Origin of the sequence: Bacillus coahuilensis m4-4, assembly GCF_000171615.1 — a bacterium.
In the GTDB taxonomy this organism is placed as follows: domain Bacteria; phylum Bacillota; class Bacilli; order Bacillales; family Bacillaceae_K; genus Bacillus_T; species Bacillus_T coahuilensis.
This window is the reverse complement of the sequence record NZ_ABFU01000009.1, coordinates 24,919-44,625: the sequence shown is the minus strand read 5'-3', so window position 1 is coordinate 44,625 and position 19,707 is coordinate 24,919. Positions and strand designations below refer to the sequence as shown.

Here is a 19,707-nt window from a genome sequence, read left to right as displayed (position 1 = left end):
TGATTATTAGAAAACCGCGGCCGACTGGTTAGGGACGGAGCTGGACATAGAGAAAACCGCAGCCGACTGGTTAGGGACGGAGCTGGACATAGAGAAAACCGCAGCCGACTGGTTAAGGTGTTCAATGTTGACTGGCATAAATTTCAACTTAAAAATTAAGAAAATATAGATTCATTTTATACAGAAAAGGAGCTTTACACTATGGAAAAAGAACGACAGGTATTGGTCATTTTCCCCCATCCTGATGATGAAGCGTTTGGGGTGTCTGGAACCATTGCAACGCATGTACAGAACGGGACCCCTGTAACGTATGCTTGCTTGACACTCGGACAAATGGGGAGAAATCTAGGGAATCCTCCGTTTGCTACACGTGAGTCACTTCCAGAAATCAGAAAAAAGGAATTAGTTGAAGCGGCGAAAGTAATGGGGATTCAAGATCTTCGTATGATGGGACTTCGAGATAAAACGATTGAGTTTGAAGATGATCGGGAAATGATGAAAATGATGCTGCATCTTATAGATGAACTTAATCCATCTCTTGTTATTACGTTCTATCCCGGCTATTCTGTTCACCCCGACCACGAAGCGACTGCTCGCGCGGTCGTTCGTGCTGTGCGTAGTTTGCCTAAAAATGAACGTCCTACGCTTCATTGTGTGGCTTTTGCTAATAACACGGAGGCTGAATTAGGAAAGGCTGATGTTCTTGTGGATATTCGTCCTGTGCAAAAGACAAAGCTTGCTGCCATGAGAGCACATATTTCTCAAACGGCATGGATGTTAAAAGATATTGAGGAGCAAATTGAAAAAGGCTCTCCTGAAGCATTAAAATGGGTAACATACGAACGTTTTTACACGTATGATTGGAATAAAGATCAAGTGAGTCCTCTAGCATAATGAGAAATGGGAGACCTTCCGTTAACGGAGGGTCTCTTTTGTGATGTTTTCAAAGGAGTAAAGGTGTCAATTTGATAGGCTAAAAAATTTACGGGCAAAGTTTGTTGGGTTATGGGCAATTTAGGATAAATACGGGCAGATTTTTTAAAATATGGGCAATTACCACATACTTACGGGCAAAATTTCCAATTTACGGGCAATTCATTATATTTTCCCAAAAAAGTCTATTCAACTCTTTTTATCATTTAACCTAGTTTACTATTTTTGGTATAGTGGTAGGTAGATAGATTTTATGAGGGAGTGAAAGGATGAATCAATTAGGGAAAATTGTTGTATCTGGGATTGCTGCATTGATGTTAGTTGTTTGGAGTGTGCCATTTAGTGCGGCTGCAAAAACAGATCAGAAGCAGATATCGTGTAAGGTTTCTACTGAAGCGGGTAAAAATCCTGAATATCAGGAGATCTCTTGTCTTTTGAGTGCAGCTGCTTTTAAATATGGAGTGCCTCCAGAAATTGTGAAAGCGGTCGCTACTACTGAAAATGGCGGTTGGGAACAATTTAATTCAAATGGGGATGCGGTGATTAGTCCAGATGGTGGTATTGGACTTATGCAAATCACGAACTATGACTCGAAGGATGAAAAGCGTTTAAAGGAAGATATTCTGTTTAACATTGAGACTGGGGTTAAAATGTTAGCCTATAACTTTTATAACAGAACCGATCTACCAACGATTAATGATGGAAAAAATAGTCCTATGATTCTAGAACATTGGTATTTTGCCGTGATGGCGTACAATGGAACAAAACCAGTCAATAGTCCAACCGTACAGGCAACAGGAAAAGAAACGAGGATGCCTATCAAGAAAAGGTATTCGACAAGATAGAAAGCGAGGCTTTCCAAGGTATTGATACACTCGTGGAGTCTCTTCCATTTGCTGCGAAGGATTTTGACTATGATCCAAATAAAAACCGAAAACATTAAGTTTAAAACCATGAATTTTAAAGTGAATACCTCATTAACTGAGTCTACGTATGTATGGGAAACCAATGATTATGTTGTGAGCAATGATGAGACGAGATTGCGTTCAACAAATTCAACGAGCGGTGCATATACAACCATCTATAACAATCAATTAATGAGGATTACAGAAAATTTTAAGCAAGATGCCGTTGAGTCTAGTACAAACCAATTTGTATGGTACCCTATGACTTCACTAGATGGACAAAGTGGTTATGCAACAAACAAGTATTTTGAATACGTCGGTACCCGCCTTGAAGGGGCAGGCCGATACAAAACAGCGGTCGAGGTTTCAAAAGAAGGATGGAATAAGGCAGAAACGGTTGTCATAGCGACAGGTGAAAATTTTGCGGATGCCTTAGCTGGGGTTCCTCTAGCCGTAAAACAGAACGCCCCCCTTCTTTTAACGAAAACGAACGAACTTCCTTCTGAAACGAAAAATGAAATTAAGCGACTAGGAGCTAAGAACGTGATTATTTTAGGTTCTGGTGCGGCTGTTTCTACTGAAGTGGAGAAGGAATTAAAAAGCGTTGTAGCGAGTGTGAAAAGAATTGGCGGGAAGGATCGGTACGACACTGCCGCCAAAATTATGACGGCGTTAGGTGGCTCTCCTACACAAGCAGTTATCGCCTATGGTGGGAACTTCCCTGATGCACTTTCTATCGCTTCGTACGCAGGAAGCAAAGGAATTCCAATTCTTTTAACGGATACAAAAAAACTTCCGTCCTCTACTAAAAACGCGTTAAAAGGATTGAAATCTAGTATCGTTGTGGGAAGTACGGCGGTAATCGATACGAGTGTAGTCAAAGAACTTCCTACTCCTACACGTTACGGGGGAAGCGATCGGTATAAAACGAATTCTATGATTATTGACGAACTAAATCTTCCAACAGAGCATGTGTATGTTGCAACGGGTACGAATTTCCCTGATGCTTTAGCTGGAGCCGTTCTTGCTGGTAAAGAAGGTGCGCCTATTGTGTTAGTAGACACTAATGTAAAGTCTAGTACATCCACCCTTTTAAAAGGAAATCTAGAAGAATTCACTCTTTTAGGTGGTAAAACGGTTGTTTCTGAACATATCGCTGAGCAACTTATGGAATAGTATGGAAAGAGGTTTTCATGCGGGCATGAAGACCTCTTTTTCTATTCAACCTAGCGTGTCGCATAGTCACGTACTTAAAAATTTGGATGACCGAGTGAAAGTTTGGTTCGATCTAGCTTAAATTTAGGTGTACCGAGCGCAAAGCCGCCTCGACCGAGCGGAAATTCATGCGCACCGATCGCAATGCCTCCTCGACCGAGCGGAAATTCATGCGCACCGATCGCTAAGCCGCTTCGACCGAGCGGATATTCAAGCATACTGAGCACTACGCCTCCTAAAAAGGCGAACTTACCATAAGTTCGCCCTCTTTTATCCTACTCTAACCCGTACTTCTCAAGCTTCCCTTTCACTTCACCGCGTGCCATAAAACGTACACTTTCATCTTCGGGGGACGGGAAGAAGCGGCAGGTGAATACCTCAGCTCCATCATTGATAAAAGCCTCCACAGAAGAATGATCCACGTACACTTGGAGTTTGGTTAACTGGTGTAACTCACATTGACGCTTCTCACGTGAGCCGTCGACGTAGCTTGTTCTTTCCATGGTGAATACGCCCTGTTTACGATTGAAGGAGAGGAGCACATCTCCGCCAATCCTTACCTGAAACTCTTCTTCAATGGCTAATTCTTCTACAATAAGCTCCATCGATTTTCCAGCGACTCCTTCCAATACGCGTTCTTCATCTAGTAGCGTCACATCATAGTACACGGCACTGCCTTTACGAAGCTGCTTTAACTCCTCCACTGGTTGCTGATAAATATGGCCGTTCATTAGCTTTAATTCTCGTGGAATCGTCATATTATGAATCCACTTATAGGGAATCGTTGGATGATCTTGCTCATTTTGATCTGGCACACTCATCCAGGCAACTAAAAGTCGTCGTCCCTTTTCATCTTCTGTTGTTTGCGGAGCATAAAAATCAAATCCGCGATCGAGCTCTACGAACTCACCGTGGGAGAGACTCCCTGTGCTATAATCCAACTCACCCATAAAATAGCCTGCTTGATACACGTTTTGATAGTTCATCCCCTTTGCCTCTAGACCTTGCGGAGATACGATTAACACATCATTTCCATCTAGTTCAAAAAGGTCAGGGCATTCCCACATATAACCGAAATCTTGAAGTCCACCTTGATAGGACCCAGCTGCATTGCCCATAAGCTCCCAGTCCTCTAAATCAGAAGATCGAAATAATGCTACTTTACCGGTTAACTCTTTGCTCTGAGCTCCCACCACCATATAGTACAGACCATCCTTCTTCCATACTTTCGGATCGCGGAAGTGAGCTGTATAGCCCTCTGGTAAGTACACCACAGGTCCTTTTTTATCAAAGTCTATCCCGTCTTCTGAAATCGCCACACATTGATAGGTTTCACGATTACCCGCTTCGTCTTTTACATTCCCTGTGTAAAAGAGATACAGTTTGTCATCATGATCAATGGCGCTTCCTGAATAACAACCATTCTTCTCAAACCACTCAGAAGGTGTTAAGGCAATGGGTTCATGCGTCCAGTCTACAAGGTCTGTAGAGGAATAGTGCCCCCAGAATTTAGCACCATGGTCCGTTTTAAATGGAAGCCACTGATAGAATAAATGATAGGTCCCCTTCCACTGGATGAAGCCATTTGGATCATTCAGTAATCCAACAGGTGGCATCAAGTGATAGCTTAGACGATACGGGTCTTGACTGACTAGCTCTTCGTTTTCTTCTACCATTTGAAGAGCATCATCACGTAATTGTTCATCTCGAGTTGTCATTGCATCCCCTCCTACTTCTCTAATCTCATCTTAACTTCTTCAAGCGTTGGTAACGCCGTCATAGCACCCTTCGTTGAAGCTGCAAGCGCACCCAATACGGACGCAAAACGTGCCATTTCCTTTGCTTCTTTTAACGTAAGCTCTTCTAATGAACCATTCCATTCATTTAGACGGTATAAAATACCTGAAACAAACGCATCTCCTGCGCCAGTTGTATCCAATGCCTCTACCTTCATGGCCGGCACATGAGTGCTTCCTTCTTTGGTAAACACATAGCTTCCCTCTCCGCCTAGTGTTATAAGGACAAGCTTGATATTGTAGGAAGAAAGGATGCTAGCACCTTTATCTATATCTTTTTCACCTGTAATGAACTCTAGCTCCTCTTCAGAAATCTTAAGCACATCGGCCATGCCTAGCATAGAGATGATTTCCTCTTTTGCCTTCGCTTCGCTATCCCATAGTACTAAGCGAAGATTAGGATCATACGAAACAATCATTCCGTTTTCTTTAGCTAATTGAACCGCTTTCTTTGTAGCACTTTTTGATGGTTCGCTAATTAGAGAAATACTTCCGAAGTGTAAAATTCGATGTTCCTGGAACCACACTTCTTCTAAGTCCCCAACTTCAAGGAACCGATCGGCGCTTGGGTTAATGTAAAAATCAAAGCTGCGCTCTCCGTTCTCAGCTAGCGTCACAAATACCACGCCTGTGCGAACATCCTTTGTAAAGGCTAGACCTTTAGTGCTTACACCATAATTCAATAATGTTCTCTCTAAAAATCTTCCTAAAACATCATCTCCGACCTTCCCTAAAAACATGCTTTTACTTCCTAAGCGAGCAAGTCCCACCGCTACATTAGCCGGCGCACCGCCGGGGCTTTTTTGGTACGATATATTTTCTTTATCTAATGGTATAAAGTCGATTAATACTTCCCCGAGAGAAATAATGCCTTTTTTCATCATCATCGTCCTCCTTATACGTTCATGTTCCCCAATTGTATCTATACATAAGCTATCTTATCAGATTAAGGAATCGATTCCATATCAGAAACATAAATATTTCATGACTTTTTATTCTTTTTTAGTACGACGCTAGACTTGAATAGTTCACATGCCGTTCTTCCCCAGAATTCGCCTATCCTATGTCAAAATGAGCATCATACCCCACTTTTTTGTTTCATCTCAACAAAAGTGAGTAATCACTCACATAACACTTGCATCCCACTCTTGGTTGGATTATTATATAAGTGAGTAATCACTCACTTACTTTTGTGCAAAGAAAGGAGATCGTATCATCATGCTAACCATTAATTCTGTATCAAAATCTTTTGGAGAACAGAAAGTATTAAATGATATCTCTATCACCTTGAAGAAAGGTGAAATATTTGCCTTACTTGGACCTTCTGGTTCGGGTAAAACAACGTTAATCAAAATGATGATTGGGTTAGAATTACCTACTGCTGGGACGGTATTATTTCAAGAAGAGCCTCTAAAAAGTAGAACACTTTATAAAAACATTGGGTACATGGCTCAGGGGGATGCTCTTTATAATGAACTTACAGCCAAGGAAAACCTCCACTTTTTTGCTGACCTGTACTCTCTGTCAAAAGAGGTGAGGAAGGTACGAATTCAGTCATTAATGGACATGGTTGATTTAACAGAGCACTTAAATAAGCCGGTTCACCAATATTCTGGGGGGATGAGACGTCGATTATCTCTCGTCATTGCCATGCTACACGATCCAGATATTTTAATCCTAGATGAGCCAACCGTTGGAATTGACCCTGTACTTCGTAAAAACATTTGGGAAGCGTTTCAGCAACTAAAACTAGATGGAAAAACGCTATTTGTGACCACCCATGTAATGGATGAAGCCGAACGATGTGATCGATTAGGTCTCATTCGAGGCGGAAAGTTAATTGCGTGCGACGCACCACAATTCATTAAACAAAGCTATGATGTTTCTAGTATTGAAGACGTATTCTTATCCATGGAGGGGATGTAACATGAGAGTATTGGGACTTGCAAAACGAATCATGCTTCAGCTTGCTCGAGATAAGCGAACACTTGCCCTTATATTTATTGCGCCATTATTTATTTTAACTTTACTTTCATTGATTTTTTGATGCAGACCCTTATGAACCAGTAACAGCCATTGTTGCTGAGGAAGAAATGCTGGGGATGCTCGAAGTCCCAGATGACATAGATTATCTGCTCATAGAGGAAGAAGCATTTTCCATGCTTGAAGATGGAGAGCTTGATGGCTTTTTAATTCTAGGTTCAACACCAGAATTTGTAGTAGAAGGTAGTGATCCTACTGTAAACGGTGCGGCAATGAAGGAGTTGCAAGGATTTATGAGCACTCTCAACCAAAGTGATGTTCCTGCCCCTACCACTCAGTACCTTTACGGGGACAGTGAAATGGCCATGTTCGACTCCTTTGGACCTGTGTTACTAGGCTTTTTCGTCTTTTTCTTTGTGTTTTTAATCAGCGGGATCTCCTTTTTACGAGAACGAACAAGCGGGACATTAGAAAGACTTCTTGCTAGTCCTATGAAGATATGGGAGTTGGTTGTTGGGTATGTGATAGGTTTTGGTGTGGTCACCATTTTACAAGCTACGTTTATCGCTTGGTTTGGTATATACGTTCTAGATTTGTATATGACTGGTGACTTTTTCAACGTATTGCTGATCATATTATTGCTTTCGTTCTCTGCCTTAACACTCGGGATTTTGTTATCAGCCTTTGCTCAAACGGAGCTACAGATGATGCAATTTATCCCACTCATTGTTATTCCGCAAATCTTTTTCTCAGGATTATTTAATCTTGAAACTGTTTCAGAATGGTTGCAAGGAATCGGACTTGTGACTCCTTTATATTATGCAGCAGATGCTCTTCGTGGTGTGATGATCAAAGGGTTAAGTATCACAGATATTGGACTAGAGCTATTCCTTTTATTCTGTTTCTCTTTCGTTTTTATCCTTCTAAACATTGCAGCTTTGAGAAAATATCGTAGAATATAGGTAGGTTTTGAACTACCCACCACTTATCGACCTTACGGTCTGATTGAAGTGGGGGATTCCTAAGAACACCAACCTATCGGTTAGTTATGGATTAGGCTATCCCCGCGGTTCCTGCGGTTAATCGTAGTGCTTCGTTACGAAGATTCAAACTTGCGTTAATATCTCTTTGGTGATGCGTTTTGCATGTAGGACACTCCCACTCACGCAAAGCAAGATTTTTAACGTCTTTATTTTTGTGACCACACGTTGAACAAAGCTGACTGGAAGGGAAGTTTTTTGCTACGGTTACAACCTGTTTTCCGTACCAATTTGCTTTATATTCCAACATTGTGCGAAATTGTGACCATGAGACTTCACTAATCGCTTTAGCAAGGTTATGATTTTTTAACATATTCGTAATAGACAAATCTTCGATACCAATGATGTCGTGGTTTTTGACAATAGCGGTAGAGATTTTATCTAACATATCTTTTCTTGCGTTCGCAATCGTTTCGTGAAGCCGAGCCACTTTTACTTTTTGTTTATTCCAATTAGAAGAACCTATTTGTCGTCTTGAAAGGATACGTTGTTCTTTTGCTAATTTTTCTTCTAATGTACGAAAGAATGTTGGGTTAGCATACACCGTTCCATCTGAAAGAGTGGCGAAGTCTTTCAATCCTACATCAATACCAACTGCTGAACCTGTCTTTTTAAAGTGTTCAATTTCTGTTTCGACTAAGATTGAAATGAAATATTTGCCCGAAGGATTACGTCTAATCGTTGCGTTCATGATTCTGCCTTCTACTTCACGACTTTTCGCAAAACGAACAAGACCTAATTTCGGTAGTTTAACATGTTTATCCAAAACAGAAATATTCCCGTTTACACATTTGGTTGTGTACGATTGAACAGGATTCTTTTTTGATTTAAAACGAGGTTCACCATTTTGTTTCTTGTAATAGCGAGTGTAAGAATCATTTACAATTTCAACGGATTTTTGAAGGGCGATACTATCGACTTCTTTCAAGAATGGATAGTGTTTTTTCAGTTCACGAACCGCTTTAATGGATTGGTTCTTGTTAAAGAATTCACCCTTCCAATTGTTTTCTGTAAGTTGACCGTTTTGTACCATTTCGTTGACAATATACCAATACGCATCTTTATCTTTTTGCTTGCCGACAAAAAAGTTATATACAAAGCGAGAACATCCAATGGTTTTGTTAATCAGTTCAATTTGCTTTTGATTTGGATATAGTCGGAATTTGTACGCTTTTTTCACTAACATTGATTTTCACCTCCTTTTAATATATGATATACATAGTGTATCATTTTTCGGGAGGAAAGAACAATGGAAAAGCAATCAGTTATGTTACGATTTCCAAAAACATTGTTAGACAAAGTGGATGAATACAAAGAGAAAAAAGGTTTCGGCACTCGTACTCAAACAATATTTCATCTTATTCAAGTAGCACTCGAACAGTCGGACAATCGAGATAGCTAAAGCTATCCCTTGTCCGAAGGCGATTCATCCCCCACTTACTCATTGGGCTTCACCCTTCACATTCCTTGAAGATGGGGGTTTTCTCGCCTATTTTCGATAAAAAGGAGCGTTAGCATGGACGAATTCTCTACGATTTTAGATACACTCATTGACGAGCAAGAATCTCTAACGCAGAAACAACGAAATATATTAGAAGCCGCTGTAGAGATTTTCTCTGAAAAGGGCTTTGCGGCAACATCCACAAGTGAAATTGCCAAAAAAGCCGGCGTCGCAGAAGGAACCATCTTCAGACACTATCGCACGAAGCAAGATTTACTTCTAGCCATTGTCGCGCCCACCATGGCGAAGCTGATTGGTCCCTTCGTGTTAAAAGATGTGTTTAACATCATGGATAATCCAAATCATTCTTACGAATCTTTAGTTCGAGCTATTTTGGTGAACCGACTTGAATTTTTACGTAAAAATAGGATTTTAGCCAAAATCTTAATTCTAGAAATGCCTTACCAAGAAGAATTAAAGCGTCAATTCATGGAGCATATTATTGAAAAAGCTCGAGTACGACTGGAAAAAGCTATTGGGCATTACAAACAAGAGGGTGAAATTGTTGAAATGCCAAGCCAGTCTCTTATGCGCTTTACCCTTTCCACCGTGATTGGCCATGTTGTCTTTCATGAGTTCCTTTTCAGAGACCCTTCATTAAATGAGGAGGAAGAGGTTGACCGCACCATGAGTCTTCTAATGTATGGGGTAAAGGGAAAAAGGGAGTAAGGATGGATAAGTAGGCGGAAAACCAAGTGCGGTATGTGCTTGGTTTTTTTGTTGGTTTGGTGGTGAGGATTGAAGGTGTGAAGGTGGTAAGGTCGTGGTACTTCGAGCGAGTCTGATGTAGATGGTGCGGGTGACACGCTTTCTCGGGCGGCTACTCCCCTTTTGGTGCGGCTTTCCACTCATCCTGTGCGGCCCCACCCATCTCGTGCAGCCACCAAATTCATTCCCTTCATATATAAAGGATCCCTCCGTCCTAAAAATACCACAAAAAAAGCCTCCCTTTTAAAAGGAGACTCTTCATCCTACACTATTGATGTACCTTCAATACTATGCTTTCGATTGCTCTTCCTACTCCGTCCTCACGATTGGTAAGGGTAGTGTACTCGCAAAGAGCAAGAACGTCCTTATGAGCATTGCCCATTGCCACTGGATACCCTACCACCGACAGCATCGAAACATCATTTAAATTATCTCCTAGTGCTAATGTATCTTCTAATGAAATGCCCTGCTCTGCTACAAAATGAGATAAGGCGATGCCTTTTTGAGCATCACTGCTATTGATTTCAAGGTTTTCTTCTCCAGAGGAGCTAATCGCAATATCTTCAATCTCCACTAATACTTCATAGGCTTCTTTTAGTACTTCTTTTTGTTTAGAGAATACGAGGAATTTATACACGTCATATTCACTCGATGAAAAAATGGTTTCATAATCAGAGATTTCTTCAAATACTCCAACTTCGAGGCGCTCCACTGCTCGCTTTCTGATCAGTTCTTCAGGAATTTCTGGATTGGCTGTATGGAAGATATCGACAATCACATCGACTCCTAGCTGATAATTTTCAGAGAACGACCCTTTATTCGTATAAATTTCGAAGTAAATGTCTCGTTTTTTAAGCTCTTTGGCTATAAAGGATGCTCTTTCTTTCTTCATTCCTTTGCTGTATACAACTTCTCCCGCTGTGTTTCGAATTTCAGCTCCGTTTACACAGATAATTGGAAGAGAAAGGTTTGCTTCCTTTAACACGGTAGCCGCTTCAGGGTACGATCTGCCTGTTGCTACGACGACTTTTACCCCTTGCTGAATAGCCGTTTCAATCGCTAGTTTGTTTCGCTCACTAATTCGCTGTTCATGATTTAATAATGTTCCATCCATATCTGTAGCGATACATTTTACCACTCTTTGCACCTTCTCTCTCTGACTTCCCCTCCATTGTAAAAAATACAAAAAGGAAAACTCAACCAATACGGTAGCTAGCCAACTTTTTTATATCGCTTTAAAGAATCCTCGTCTATCTCTTTTGGCTCTACCTGTCCTGATTTTTCATAAGATGCTTTGAACTTCTTATAGTAGTGTGACTTTCCTGAAGTAGCACGAACATACCCCTCAATCATAAAGGCCACCGCAAGCATCGTGATGGAAAAACAAGCAATGGGTGCAAGTGGAATCCAAGGGGCTGTTTCTATCCATCTAAAGGAATTTCCAATTAGACCAGACCAGTCATTAGAAAAGCTTTTAGGAGGATCCTGCATCATTCCAAAGCTCATGATGGTTCCACCAAGGAAGATTTGAACAACCCCAAGGTGAATAAGTAAGATAAGGGTTTGCATGACTTGCTGACCGAAGATGACGAAGAACTTTTCTCGTAGCTCTGGATAAATATGCTTCCTCATAATGCGTAAAGGCCTAGCACCTAACGTTTTGGCACTTGCTATATATTCCTTTTTATTCACTTGTCCTACTTCATTACTGATTAAAATGCTTAGAGTTGGTATTGCTAGAATAGTCATGATGATAATTTGTAGTAGGATTCTTTCCCACAGAGAATTCTCAAAGCCTTCGGGTGTGCTAAACACCACAGGTCTCATTAAATAAATCGCGAGGATGGATAATGGAATAAAGTAAAAAGGGTCAAACATGCCATTCACATATTTTTTTTGTCTTTGTGAACACTGTCCCAAGCACCATCCCTATCGGAATTGAGACAAGCATTCTTAATCCAGCAACCACGATTGTCACTAAAATGGTATATTTGGCTCCTACAAGAATAGCTCCTAGCATACTGTAGCCTAATGCATTTGATCCTAGTGGCATTTCACTAAAAGGGGCTAGAGGAGCAGCTGCGATGAGCGTCCCGCTTGAATCTCGTAGGTATTGAATTTGTTTAATTTCATCATTATAAAGTGCCCAATAAACAAAGCTTGCTGTAACAAAGCCCACCAATACGAAAAAACCAAGGAGAAAGAATGGTTGCTTAAACGCTTTTCTCATGTCAGGACCTCCCCTCTATTGGCTTTACGTTCTACTATAAGTTCTAACAAGCTATACACAATGAACACAGGTACAAAGAGACATAATAACGCCATGGCGAAGGATGACGGCGACATATAGCTAACTAGCAGACTGGTCACCCCGTTAATATTAAACAACAATTCTAAGATAAATAGATTGGATAGCATAAACCAAAGTATCTTCTTAGATTGAAAGAATACCGATAATACGGCATTTCTGAAAATATGCATAGTTTGCACATACCATTTACCAAATCCTAAAGACCTAGCCAATTCCACATAATTTAGAGTCTCTTCGCGTTCAAAATTTAACATGTTTAAGCGATAGAATTGAACCATCGGAAGAATGGCTAGACATAGGATAGGGATAAAATAGGCTCGGTTTTCTCCTAAAGTTGCGATAGGGAATAGAAGAATCTCCGTTTTTTTGTAAAAAAGACAATAAAGAGTTGAAATCCAAGGATGATGAGGATATCTGGGATGGATTCGAACAGGAAGAATAAGAATTTAAACCGCTGCCTTCCTTTTAAGGACATATTCATCGTTAATAGCGTTAATAAAATAGCTAGAACACTTGCTATCAGTAGCGCTCCCACAAGAATAGTTAACGAGTAAATGACAGCATCCATTAGAAATGGAAATAGAGGCCTTTCCTCAAACATTTTATACTAAAATAGGTAAGTTCATTAGGATTTTGTAAACTGGAGAATACATTCTTCGTCTCACTCCAATATGCTTTCCACTCCAAGTTCCAATGACCAATATCCTGCAAAAGGATGGGAATACCTGCTACAAAAATAATACCTATGCAACCTAAAGCAAGCTGCACTCCTTTGTCTAAAAGTCTCTTTATCATGTTCATCTTTTATCCCCCATTTATTTCGTTAATCGTAATTTTAACACATTACCAATATTTTGTTAATTTAGATTTTTTCGTTATTTTAAGATGAATTGGTATACGTTTATGATGCTAAAAACGAATCCTCGTTAAAAACCACAAAGAGAAAAGGCTCTTTGTGGTTTGGTTATGACTGTCTATACTCTTGTCTCCTTAAACATAAAGCAATTCTTCTTCCTGTTCGCCAAATGAACAATTTCGACCATTTCGCTTGGCACGATAAAGGAATTTGTCTGCGCAGGAAAGTACATCCGATAGTTCATCCGTTGTTTCTGGATAGGAAGCGACGCCTAAAGAGATTGTTAAGTGAATTTCTTTCTTAGCTGGTATGTAAAAATTGGCGGTTTCAACTAATTCACGAATTTTTTCTGCCACTCGTTTTGCTTCTTTGTGAGGAACGCTCTTCATAACGATACAGAATTCTTCCCCTCCGTATCGGTATAGTGTTATATGCTCTTGGTCTTCCAAGTGATTCTCAACTAACCTACTCATTTGCCATAGTATTTCATCTCCGCTTATATGACCATACGTATCATTAAACTGTTTAAAATAATCTACATCAAACAGGATGACACTATACATCGTTTCATCACCATTTTGAATATCTGCAATAATCTGATAAATCATTCGATCAAGACTCCTACGATTTTGTAACCCGGTTAAATGGTCTGTAACAGACTCTGCTTCCTTGCGCTCTAAATCTACCAACGTTTTAATATGGGTTTCACTAACGAAAAATAGGATATACCCAATAGTAAGGAAGATCATACTAAAGAAGATCAAGCTGGTCATTTGCTGTGTTGAAGCGAGATAACTACTAGCTATACTAAATAGCCAGGTAGAAAGAATAGATAGATGAAAGACTATTTTTTTGAACGTACATACTGAAGAAGAAGACTAGGAACCAGACTTGAGAACAGAATGATCATTCCATTTAATAGATCTACTAGCATGAGGAGGTGTAATCCTAGAAGTAAAAAGGTAGCGAAAAGACTAATCGTCCTACCAATAAATAGACTTGAAAGTAGAAATACAAGCGGGGCTAAAGATAACATCTGTAACTCATCTACCGAAACGGATAGTATATGTAATTCAAGAGCAACAAAGCTTGTGGTCATGGTAAGCAGAAGCTTAAAAATAAAAGACTTCTCTTTATTTCTCATTAAGAACTGAACGACGAAAACGTAAAATACTAACACTGACACATTTAAGAAAATAGTTTGAAGCATGTTTACAACCTTCTATTCAATTTTAATAGTTCGTTAGACATAGGAACAAAGAAATAATTACATAGATTATTTTACCTTCATATCCATTTTCTTTCAATCTATTTCCTGCTCTCTTTTAATGAAAATTTCAATATAGTCTAGCTTATTATATCAAAATGAATTAATATTAAATGTATTGTATATTTATTTCACTATAATTTATTGGGGTGTATTTTTATGAAGAATGATACAACGAAGCATTCAGTTAAACATATTATTCTATTTCTTATTCCTTCCTTACTAGGTGTGTTCTTTTTTATGACACCTATTCCAACAGAAACCGGTTTTACTATACCGGTGGCCGTTCTGTCAAACTTTGTACAAGATCTTATGGGGAATAGTATTCCAGCTATTATGACAGGGTTAATTAGTATAACGGCATTGTTATCCTTGTATACTAAATTCACTCAGAATAAAGCTATTATGCAGAATGATTTTCTCCGTAATCTCTTTAATGTTCAGTGGATTTGGGTATTCATAAGAGTACTGGGAGCAGTTTTTGCCCTATTAACATACTTTCAATTAGGACCAGAGGCGATATGGAGTGAATATACGGGCGGGTTATTGTTAGAAGCCGGTGGATTACTATCCATTCTGTTCTCTATTTTTCTATTTGCAGGCCTACTATTGCCACTTTTATTAAATTTTGGATTACTAGAGTTTTTTAGTGCTCTTCTAACAAAAATTATGCGTCCTCTATTTAAGCTACCAGGTCGTTCTTCAATTGATACTCTAGCTTCATGGTTAGGGGACGGAACGATTGGGGTTTTATTAACAAGTAAGCAGTATGAGGATGGGTATTACACCAAGAAGGAGTCTGCCATTATTGGAACTACTTTCTCTGTTGTATCCATAACATTCAGTCTTGTTGTTATCCAGGAGATAGGGTTAGAAGATTACTTTGTTCCTTTCTATGCTACGGTTGCTCTTGCTGGTTTCTTGTGTGCGATTATCATGCCGCGTATCCCGCCATTATCTAGAAAACCGCGCACGTTCATTGATGGGACCACACAACCAGAAGAAGATCGCATCCCACCAAAAGGGCAAGTGGTGAAGGCTGGCTTTGACGCAGCGATATCACAGGCAAAGCAAAATAAAAGTGCCGTCGGATTTTTCCGAGATGGGGTTAAAAATATTTTAGACATGTGGCTCGGAGTGGCACCAGTTGTTATGGCCATCGGAACGACTGGACTAATTCTTGCTGAGTATACTAGCTTATTTGTATTCTTAGGGACTCCGTTCGTTCCAATTCTGGAGTTATTCCAGCTTCCAGAAGCCGAGGCAGCTGCCCAAACGATGGTTGTAGGATTTGCTGATATGTTCTTACCTGCAATAATCGGAAGCGGAATTGAGAGCGAATTAACACGATTCGTTATTGCTACGGTTTCTGTTACACAGTTAATCTACTTATCTGAGATTGGTGGATTGCTACTTGGTTCTAAGATCCCCGTAAACTTTATTGATTTATTATCTATTTTTATACTACGTACGTTAATTGCTCTACCTGTAATTGCACTTGTTGGGCATATAATATTTTAAGTTATGAAAGGCTCTCATCACTGTGATGAGAGCCTATTTTTTAGTTATCTTCCTGTCTTAACAAATTGGAATGACGATTGAGATTGAATGGAAAAAGGGATAATCACCCCCAATGGATTGATTATCCCTTTACTATGAAACACGTTCTATTGCTGTCTAGTAAAGTTAGCTTGATGCAAGATTATGAAGTGTGAGAAATTGCTTTTCAAATTCTTCACAAGGAATGGGACGACTAAAATAGTAGCCTTGTACATACTGACATCCATTCATTTGAAGCCACTTGAGTTGTTCTTCTGTCTCTACACCCTCTGCGACAAGATCTAATTGTAGATGCGTTGCCATCACGATTATCGCCCTCACGATCGCTTGGTTCGATTCGTTGGTTAGCAACTCACGAATAAAGCTTTTATCTACTTTAAGTGTATCTACGGCAAATTTCTTCAAATAATTTAATGAACTATATTCAATACCAAAATCATCAATTGTAATCGTAATGCCTAATTCCGATAGTTCCTTTAGGATTCTTTCCGCTCTGTACACCTGCTCCATTGCAGTGGACTCGGTAATTTCTAATTCTATCTGCCTGGGATTTACACCGGTTTCGATTAGAATGTCTCGAACTGTTTGGAGGAAGTGGTCATCATGAAACTGTCTAGATGAGACGTTTACTGAAACAATTATATCCTTATGCCCTCTGCTTTCCCACTCTTTCAGCTTTAAGCAAACCTTTCTAAGAACATGTGCTCCAAGAGGGATAATCAGCCCTGTTTCTTCTGCTAAAGGAATAAAATGGCCTGGTGAGATAATCCCTTTATGTCGATGCTTCCACCGAACTAATGCTTCCACACCTATCATCCGCCCATTTATAGTAGAAAATTTCGGTTGGTAGTAAATGAGAAAATCCTCATGTTTAATGGCAGAGCGAATGTCCTCTTCCAATTGTATCGGGTTGATTTCCTTGGCATGTAAAGAATTTGAATAAAAGAAGGTCTGAGCCGCCCCTTTCTTTTTGGCCGTATACATTGCGACATCTGCTGTTTTTAGTAAGGTGGTTAAATCTTCACCATGATCCGGATACATAGCCACACCTATGGAAGTAGATGTGATAATTTCGTGGTCATTAATGAGAATGGGTTGCTCTAAGCTTTTATGGATATGGTTAGCGATATGGAAGACATCTGCTTTTCCTCTTATTGTCGGAAGAAGAAGAATAAACTCATCTCCGCTCATACGAGCTACATGATCTTGTACTCCAATCTTATCATCTATCCTCCTAGCTATTTCTATTAAAAGCTGATCACCAGCGGCATGACCAAGCGTGTCATTTACCACTTTGAAACGATTTAAATCCAGCAACAAAATAGCCATTTTCATAGGTTGTCGTTTTATAATTTCGGCCGTAATTTGTTCGAAATACCTTCTGTTCGGTAAACCGGTTAGATCATCATGATAGGCCATATGGTGAATTTTCTTTTCTGCCTCTTTTGAAGTGGTAATATCCGTTACTAAACAATGCACTCCAACCACTTTATTTTCAATCAGAACTGGAACCATGACAATCATCGTTTGGAGAATCCTACCATCTTGATGGATCAATCGAAGTTCAAAGTTACTACCTACTCCCACTAATGCTTTTTTAAATTCTTTGTAGATGATTGGGTGGTCCTTATGGTGTACATAGGGCTTAAAAGAATGTTCTACAACGTAGTCTTCTTGGTAGCCCGTTAATTCAAATATTTTTGGGTTCGTGTGCTTGATATTTCCCCTATGGTCGAACGTAATCACCGCTACCGGATTATTCTCAAAGAGCGAATGATACCAGATTTCTCTTTCCTTTAATTGATCATACTGTTTTTGTAGGGTTTCTTCTGATAAGATGTCAGGAATAAACCACGATAAAAGCATAAAACAAAGTTGAACGAAAAACGGAAGAATCATACCTATCTTATTCTCGGTATAAAATGAAAAAGCCACCTGCACATCAGGAACTACGGATAACAACGAGAGTAGAGGAAGGATGGAAAAGGAAAGTCCGTTTACAAGACTACCAGTTATATATTGTTTACCTTGCCTATAGGTTGTGTAGTCTCTTTTGTACTGAGCTATGTATCGAAAGAAAGGAAAGCAAGCTCCCATAATAAATAGAATGGTACCTGCAAATTTAAGTGGATGAAATTGAGGTTGACCTAAAGCCAACTGATAGCCCCCAATATAGATAAATAGGAGAAGAAGAGTAAAGACTATACCGTTACTAACAAAAGAAAATGCACGAGCCGCCTGATATTGAGAATAACGAAATACTCCCTTCACAATAAAAAAGAAGGTCATACCGATGACAAAGAAACTGATACATAAACGGCTAATCGTTATAGATGGAACTAGTAAGTAGAGAGTTAAACTCCAATTAAAAGTCAGAAATACCGCTAGGTATAATGATTTCAGGGAGGGGGGCTGAACTAGTAGCACCTTTTGATTGAATAGGTGAAATCATTGAAAACGCTAAAAAACTAGCTGAGATAGTGGTAATTAAGGATACCATAAATTGTAGGAAATAGAATGATAGCATAGAATTAGACATAGGAAAGCCTCACTTTATATTCTTAAAAAAATTATACCATATGGAATAGAGATTGGAACAAAAGGTATAAAATGAACAAATTTCACCTTAAAAAACCTGATGAGAAGAATCTTCCCATCAGGTTATTATTTATCCTAACTTTACCTTCAGCTTTTCAAGCATATCTTCTGTCATTTTATCTAAATCGTACGTCGCGTGGAAGCCCCATTCTTCTTTCGCTGCTGTGGCATCAATGGAGTTCGGCCAGCTGTTGGCAATTGTCTGTCTGACAGGGTCCACATGATAATCCATTTCAAACTCAGGTATCACCTTTTTAATAGAAGCTGCTATTTGCTCCGGTTCGAAGCTCATTGCCGTCACGTTAAACGCATTGCGGTGCTTTAGCTTGGTTGGATCTGCTTCCATCAAATCTACAATGGCTTGCAAGGCGTCTGGCATATACATCATATCCATATACGTACCTTCAGCAATATAAGAAGTATAACGACCGTTCTTCCATGCTTCATAGTAAATCTCCACTGCATAATCCGTTGTTCCCCCGCCCGGAGGTGCCACATACGAAATCAAACCAGGGAAACGTACTCCACGGGTGTCTACTCCAAATTTCTCGTAATAGTAATCACATAGCAATTCGCCAGCTACTTTATTCACACCATACATCGTGGTTGGGCGTTGAATGGTGTCTTGTGGTGTTTGATCCTTTGGTGTAGATGGACCAAACGCTCCGATTGAACTCGGTGTGAAGAACTGTAGGTTACATTCTCTCGCTACTTCAAGAGCGTTCACTAGCCCTCCCATATTTAAGTTCCATGCAAGGAGTGGTTTCGCTTCTGCTGTTGCTGATAATAGAGCAGCTAGATGCATAATCGTATCTACTTCATACTTCTTCGCAAGCTCGAGCATTTTCTCATAATCCATCACATTTAATAGTTCAAAGATTCCTTCGGTGACCACTGGGCTATCGGTTTCACGAATATCTGTAGCAATGACATTGTCTATTCCATATTCTTGTCGTAATTTTACGACAAGCTCCGATCCAATTTGACCAAGCGCACCTGTTATTAATATTTTTTTCACGTTACTTTCCCCCTGA

At 39.7% G+C, this 19,707-nt stretch carries 23 protein-coding genes; 9 read left to right on the top strand and 14 right to left on the bottom strand.

Annotated elements, in window-relative coordinates; all coding sequences use genetic code 11:
- Positions 1 to 201: 201 nt before the first annotated feature.
- The 3 genes from bshB2 (at position 202) to M44_RS19660 (ending at position 3,014) form a co-directional block, all read left to right on the top strand.
- Positions 202 to 894: a bacillithiol biosynthesis deacetylase BshB2 gene (gene bshB2, locus M44_RS01725; protein WP_010170333.1), complete on the top strand. Its 693-nt coding sequence runs from the start codon at positions 202 to 204 to the stop codon at positions 892 to 894.
- Between the two features lie 308 nt (positions 895 to 1,202).
- Positions 1,203 to 1,778: a transglycosylase SLT domain-containing protein gene (locus M44_RS24550; RefSeq protein ID WP_010170331.1), complete on the top strand. Its 576-nt coding sequence runs from the start codon at positions 1,203 to 1,205 to the stop codon at positions 1,776 to 1,778.
- Between the two features lie 69 nt (positions 1,779 to 1,847).
- On the top strand, positions 1,848 to 3,014 hold the full coding sequence (locus M44_RS19660; protein WP_010170330.1) for a cell wall-binding repeat-containing protein: 1,167 nt from the start codon (positions 1,848 to 1,850) through the stop codon (positions 3,012 to 3,014).
- A 74-nt stretch (positions 3,015 to 3,088) separates the two neighbouring features.
- On the opposite strand, the gene M44_RS01710 is transcribed toward M44_RS19660, so the two are convergent.
- From M44_RS01710 to M44_RS01700, 3 genes are read right to left on the bottom strand one after another with little or no spacing between them, the layout of a single operon-like run.
- Positions 3,089 to 3,271, bottom strand: a complete 183-nt coding sequence (locus M44_RS01710) for a hypothetical protein (protein ID WP_010170328.1) — start codon at positions 3,269 to 3,271, stop codon at positions 3,089 to 3,091.
- Between the two features lie 57 nt (positions 3,272 to 3,328).
- Positions 3,329 to 4,771, bottom strand: a complete 1,443-nt coding sequence (locus M44_RS01705; RefSeq protein ID WP_010170326.1) for a glycoside hydrolase family 32 protein — start codon at positions 4,769 to 4,771, stop codon at positions 3,329 to 3,331.
- Positions 4,772 to 4,782: 11 nt separating this feature from the next.
- Positions 4,783 to 5,736, bottom strand: a complete 954-nt coding sequence (locus M44_RS01700) for an aminoimidazole riboside kinase (RefSeq protein WP_029326675.1) — start codon at positions 5,734 to 5,736, stop codon at positions 4,783 to 4,785.
- 331 nt (positions 5,737 to 6,067) lie between these two features.
- Between M44_RS01700 and M44_RS01695 the strand changes: the two genes are divergently transcribed.
- The 3 genes from M44_RS01695 to M44_RS19655 are packed head-to-tail and all read left to right on the top strand — an operon-like array spanning position 6,068 to position 7,794.
- On the top strand, positions 6,068 to 6,775 hold the full coding sequence (locus tag M44_RS01695) for an ABC transporter ATP-binding protein (RefSeq protein WP_010170321.1): 708 nt from the start codon (positions 6,068 to 6,070) through the stop codon (positions 6,773 to 6,775).
- Between the two features lies 1 nt (position 6,776).
- Positions 6,777 to 6,896, top strand: coding sequence for a hypothetical protein (locus M44_RS29730; RefSeq protein WP_010170319.1), 120 nt, complete (start codon positions 6,777 to 6,779; stop codon positions 6,894 to 6,896).
- A gap of 55 nt (positions 6,897 to 6,951) precedes the next feature.
- Positions 6,952 to 7,794, top strand: a complete 843-nt coding sequence (locus M44_RS19655; RefSeq protein ID WP_010170318.1) for an ABC transporter permease — start codon at positions 6,952 to 6,954, stop codon at positions 7,792 to 7,794.
- 91 nt (positions 7,795 to 7,885) lie between these two features.
- Here the strand turns inward: M44_RS19655 and tnpB are convergent, their stop codons facing one another.
- The gene (gene tnpB / locus M44_RS01685) at positions 7,886 to 9,058 is read right to left on the bottom strand and encodes an IS200/IS605 family element RNA-guided endonuclease TnpB (RefSeq protein ID WP_010170316.1); all 1,173 of its coding nucleotides are present in this window, start codon (positions 9,056 to 9,058) and stop codon (positions 7,886 to 7,888) included.
- A gap of 63 nt (positions 9,059 to 9,121) precedes the next feature.
- Here tnpB and M44_RS27460 point away from each other — a divergent pair, with 63 nt between their 5' ends.
- On the top strand, positions 9,122 to 9,274 hold the full coding sequence (locus M44_RS27460; RefSeq protein WP_010170315.1) for a ribbon-helix-helix domain-containing protein: 153 nt from the start codon (positions 9,122 to 9,124) through the stop codon (positions 9,272 to 9,274).
- A gap of 114 nt (positions 9,275 to 9,388) precedes the next feature.
- Positions 9,389 to 10,042, top strand: coding sequence for a TetR/AcrR family transcriptional regulator (locus M44_RS01675; RefSeq protein ID WP_010170313.1), 654 nt, complete (start codon positions 9,389 to 9,391; stop codon positions 10,040 to 10,042).
- A gap of 307 nt (positions 10,043 to 10,349) precedes the next feature.
- Here the strand turns inward: M44_RS01675 and M44_RS01665 are convergent, their stop codons facing one another.
- The 7 genes from M44_RS01665 to M44_RS01635 all read right to left on the bottom strand — a co-directional run bounded on the left by M44_RS01665 (position 10,350) and on the right by M44_RS01635 (position 14,458).
- Positions 10,350 to 11,219, bottom strand: coding sequence for a Cof-type HAD-IIB family hydrolase (locus M44_RS01665; protein ID WP_010170311.1), 870 nt, complete (start codon positions 11,217 to 11,219; stop codon positions 10,350 to 10,352).
- Between the two features lie 74 nt (positions 11,220 to 11,293).
- Positions 11,294 to 11,959 (bottom strand): ABC transporter permease subunit, encoded by a 666-nt coding sequence (locus tag M44_RS19650; protein ID WP_010170309.1) that lies wholly within the window; start codon positions 11,957 to 11,959, stop codon positions 11,294 to 11,296.
- On the bottom strand, positions 11,952 to 12,311 hold the full coding sequence (locus M44_RS24545) for a hypothetical protein (protein ID WP_010170307.1): 360 nt from the start codon (positions 12,309 to 12,311) through the stop codon (positions 11,952 to 11,954). Before M44_RS24545 ends, M44_RS19650 begins: the two co-directional genes overlap by 8 nt.
- The gene (locus M44_RS01655; RefSeq protein WP_081447364.1) at positions 12,308 to 12,733 is read right to left on the bottom strand and encodes an ABC transporter permease subunit; all 426 of its coding nucleotides are present in this window, start codon (positions 12,731 to 12,733) and stop codon (positions 12,308 to 12,310) included. Before M44_RS01655 ends, M44_RS24545 begins: the two co-directional genes overlap by 4 nt.
- A 226-nt stretch (positions 12,734 to 12,959) precedes the next feature.
- Positions 12,960 to 13,193, bottom strand: coding sequence for a hypothetical protein (locus M44_RS01645; RefSeq protein ID WP_010170301.1), 234 nt, complete (start codon positions 13,191 to 13,193; stop codon positions 12,960 to 12,962).
- 189 nt (positions 13,194 to 13,382) lie between these two features.
- Positions 13,383 to 13,997, bottom strand: a complete 615-nt coding sequence (locus M44_RS19645; RefSeq protein WP_272941166.1) for a GGDEF domain-containing protein — start codon at positions 13,995 to 13,997, stop codon at positions 13,383 to 13,385.
- Between the two features lie 95 nt (positions 13,998 to 14,092).
- On the bottom strand, positions 14,093 to 14,458 hold the full coding sequence (locus M44_RS01635) for a hypothetical protein (protein WP_010170297.1): 366 nt from the start codon (positions 14,456 to 14,458) through the stop codon (positions 14,093 to 14,095).
- A gap of 216 nt (positions 14,459 to 14,674) precedes the next feature.
- Here M44_RS01635 and M44_RS01630 point away from each other — a divergent pair, with 216 nt between their 5' ends.
- A complete protein-coding gene (locus tag M44_RS01630; RefSeq protein ID WP_010170295.1) occupies positions 14,675 to 16,036 on the top strand; it encodes a YjiH family protein in 1,362 nt (453 codons plus the stop codon).
- A 165-nt stretch (positions 16,037 to 16,201) separates the two neighbouring features.
- Here M44_RS01630 and M44_RS19640 read toward each other — a convergent pair whose 3' ends face one another.
- From M44_RS19640 to M44_RS01620, 3 genes are all read right to left on the bottom strand, one after another.
- Positions 16,202 to 18,232, bottom strand: a complete 2,031-nt coding sequence (locus M44_RS19640) for a sensor domain-containing protein (protein WP_010170293.1) — start codon at positions 18,230 to 18,232, stop codon at positions 16,202 to 16,204.
- A gap of 208 nt (positions 18,233 to 18,440) precedes the next feature.
- Positions 18,441 to 18,614 (bottom strand): hypothetical protein, encoded by a 174-nt coding sequence (locus tag M44_RS26665; RefSeq protein ID WP_155814868.1) that lies wholly within the window; start codon positions 18,612 to 18,614, stop codon positions 18,441 to 18,443.
- Positions 18,615 to 18,743: 129 nt separating this feature from the next.
- Positions 18,744 to 19,691 carry an L-threonine 3-dehydrogenase gene (locus M44_RS01620; RefSeq protein WP_010170292.1) on the bottom strand — a complete coding sequence of 316 codons (948 nt, stop codon included), beginning with the start codon at positions 19,689 to 19,691 and terminating at the stop codon, positions 18,744 to 18,746.
- Positions 19,692 to 19,707 lie beyond the last annotated feature (16 nt).

Coding starts and splice junctions, on each gene's coding strand:
- M44_RS24550 (WP_010170331.1), top strand. CDS start 1,203: ATGAATCAATTAGGGAAAATTGTTGTATCTGGGATTGCTGCATTGATG.
- M44_RS19645 (WP_272941166.1), bottom strand. CDS start 13,997: ATGATCTTCCTTACTATTGGGTATATCCTATTTTTCGTTAGTGAAACC.
- M44_RS29730 (WP_010170319.1), top strand. CDS start 6,777: ATGAGAGTATTGGGACTTGCAAAACGAATCATGCTTCAGCTTGCTCGA.
- M44_RS01695 (WP_010170321.1), top strand. CDS start 6,068: ATGCTAACCATTAATTCTGTATCAAAATCTTTTGGAGAACAGAAAGTA.
- M44_RS01700 (WP_029326675.1), bottom strand. CDS start 5,736: ATGATGATGAAAAAAGGCATTATTTCTCTCGGGGAAGTATTAATCGAC.
- M44_RS01675 (WP_010170313.1), top strand. CDS start 9,389: ATGGACGAATTCTCTACGATTTTAGATACACTCATTGACGAGCAAGAA.
- M44_RS01705 (WP_010170326.1), bottom strand. CDS start 4,771: ATGACAACTCGAGATGAACAATTACGTGATGATGCTCTTCAAATGGTA.
- M44_RS01630 (WP_010170295.1), top strand. CDS start 14,675: ATGAAGAATGATACAACGAAGCATTCAGTTAAACATATTATTCTATTT.
- M44_RS01645 (WP_010170301.1), bottom strand. CDS start 13,193: ATGAACATGATAAAGAGACTTTTAGACAAAGGAGTGCAGCTTGCTTTA.
- M44_RS26665 (WP_155814868.1), bottom strand. CDS start 18,614: ATGTCTAATTCTATGCTATCATTCTATTTCCTACAATTTATGGTATCC.
- M44_RS24545 (WP_010170307.1), bottom strand. CDS start 12,311: ATGAGAAAAGCGTTTAAGCAACCATTCTTTCTCCTTGGTTTTTTCGTA.
- M44_RS27460 (WP_010170315.1), top strand. CDS start 9,122: ATGGAAAAGCAATCAGTTATGTTACGATTTCCAAAAACATTGTTAGAC.
- M44_RS19655 (WP_010170318.1), top strand. CDS start 6,952: ATGCTCGAAGTCCCAGATGACATAGATTATCTGCTCATAGAGGAAGAA.
- M44_RS01710 (WP_010170328.1), bottom strand. CDS start 3,271: ATGCTTGAATATCCGCTCGGTCGAAGCGGCTTAGCGATCGGTGCGCAT.
- M44_RS19650 (WP_010170309.1), bottom strand. CDS start 11,959: ATGTTTGACCCTTTTTACTTTATTCCATTATCCATCCTCGCGATTTAT.
- bshB2 (WP_010170333.1), top strand. CDS start 202: ATGGAAAAAGAACGACAGGTATTGGTCATTTTCCCCCATCCTGATGAT.
- tnpB (WP_010170316.1), bottom strand. CDS start 9,058: ATGTTAGTGAAAAAAGCGTACAAATTCCGACTATATCCAAATCAAAAG.
- M44_RS01635 (WP_010170297.1), bottom strand. CDS start 14,458: ATGCTTCAAACTATTTTCTTAAATGTGTCAGTGTTAGTATTTTACGTT.
- M44_RS19660 (WP_010170330.1), top strand. CDS start 1,848: ATGATCCAAATAAAAACCGAAAACATTAAGTTTAAAACCATGAATTTT.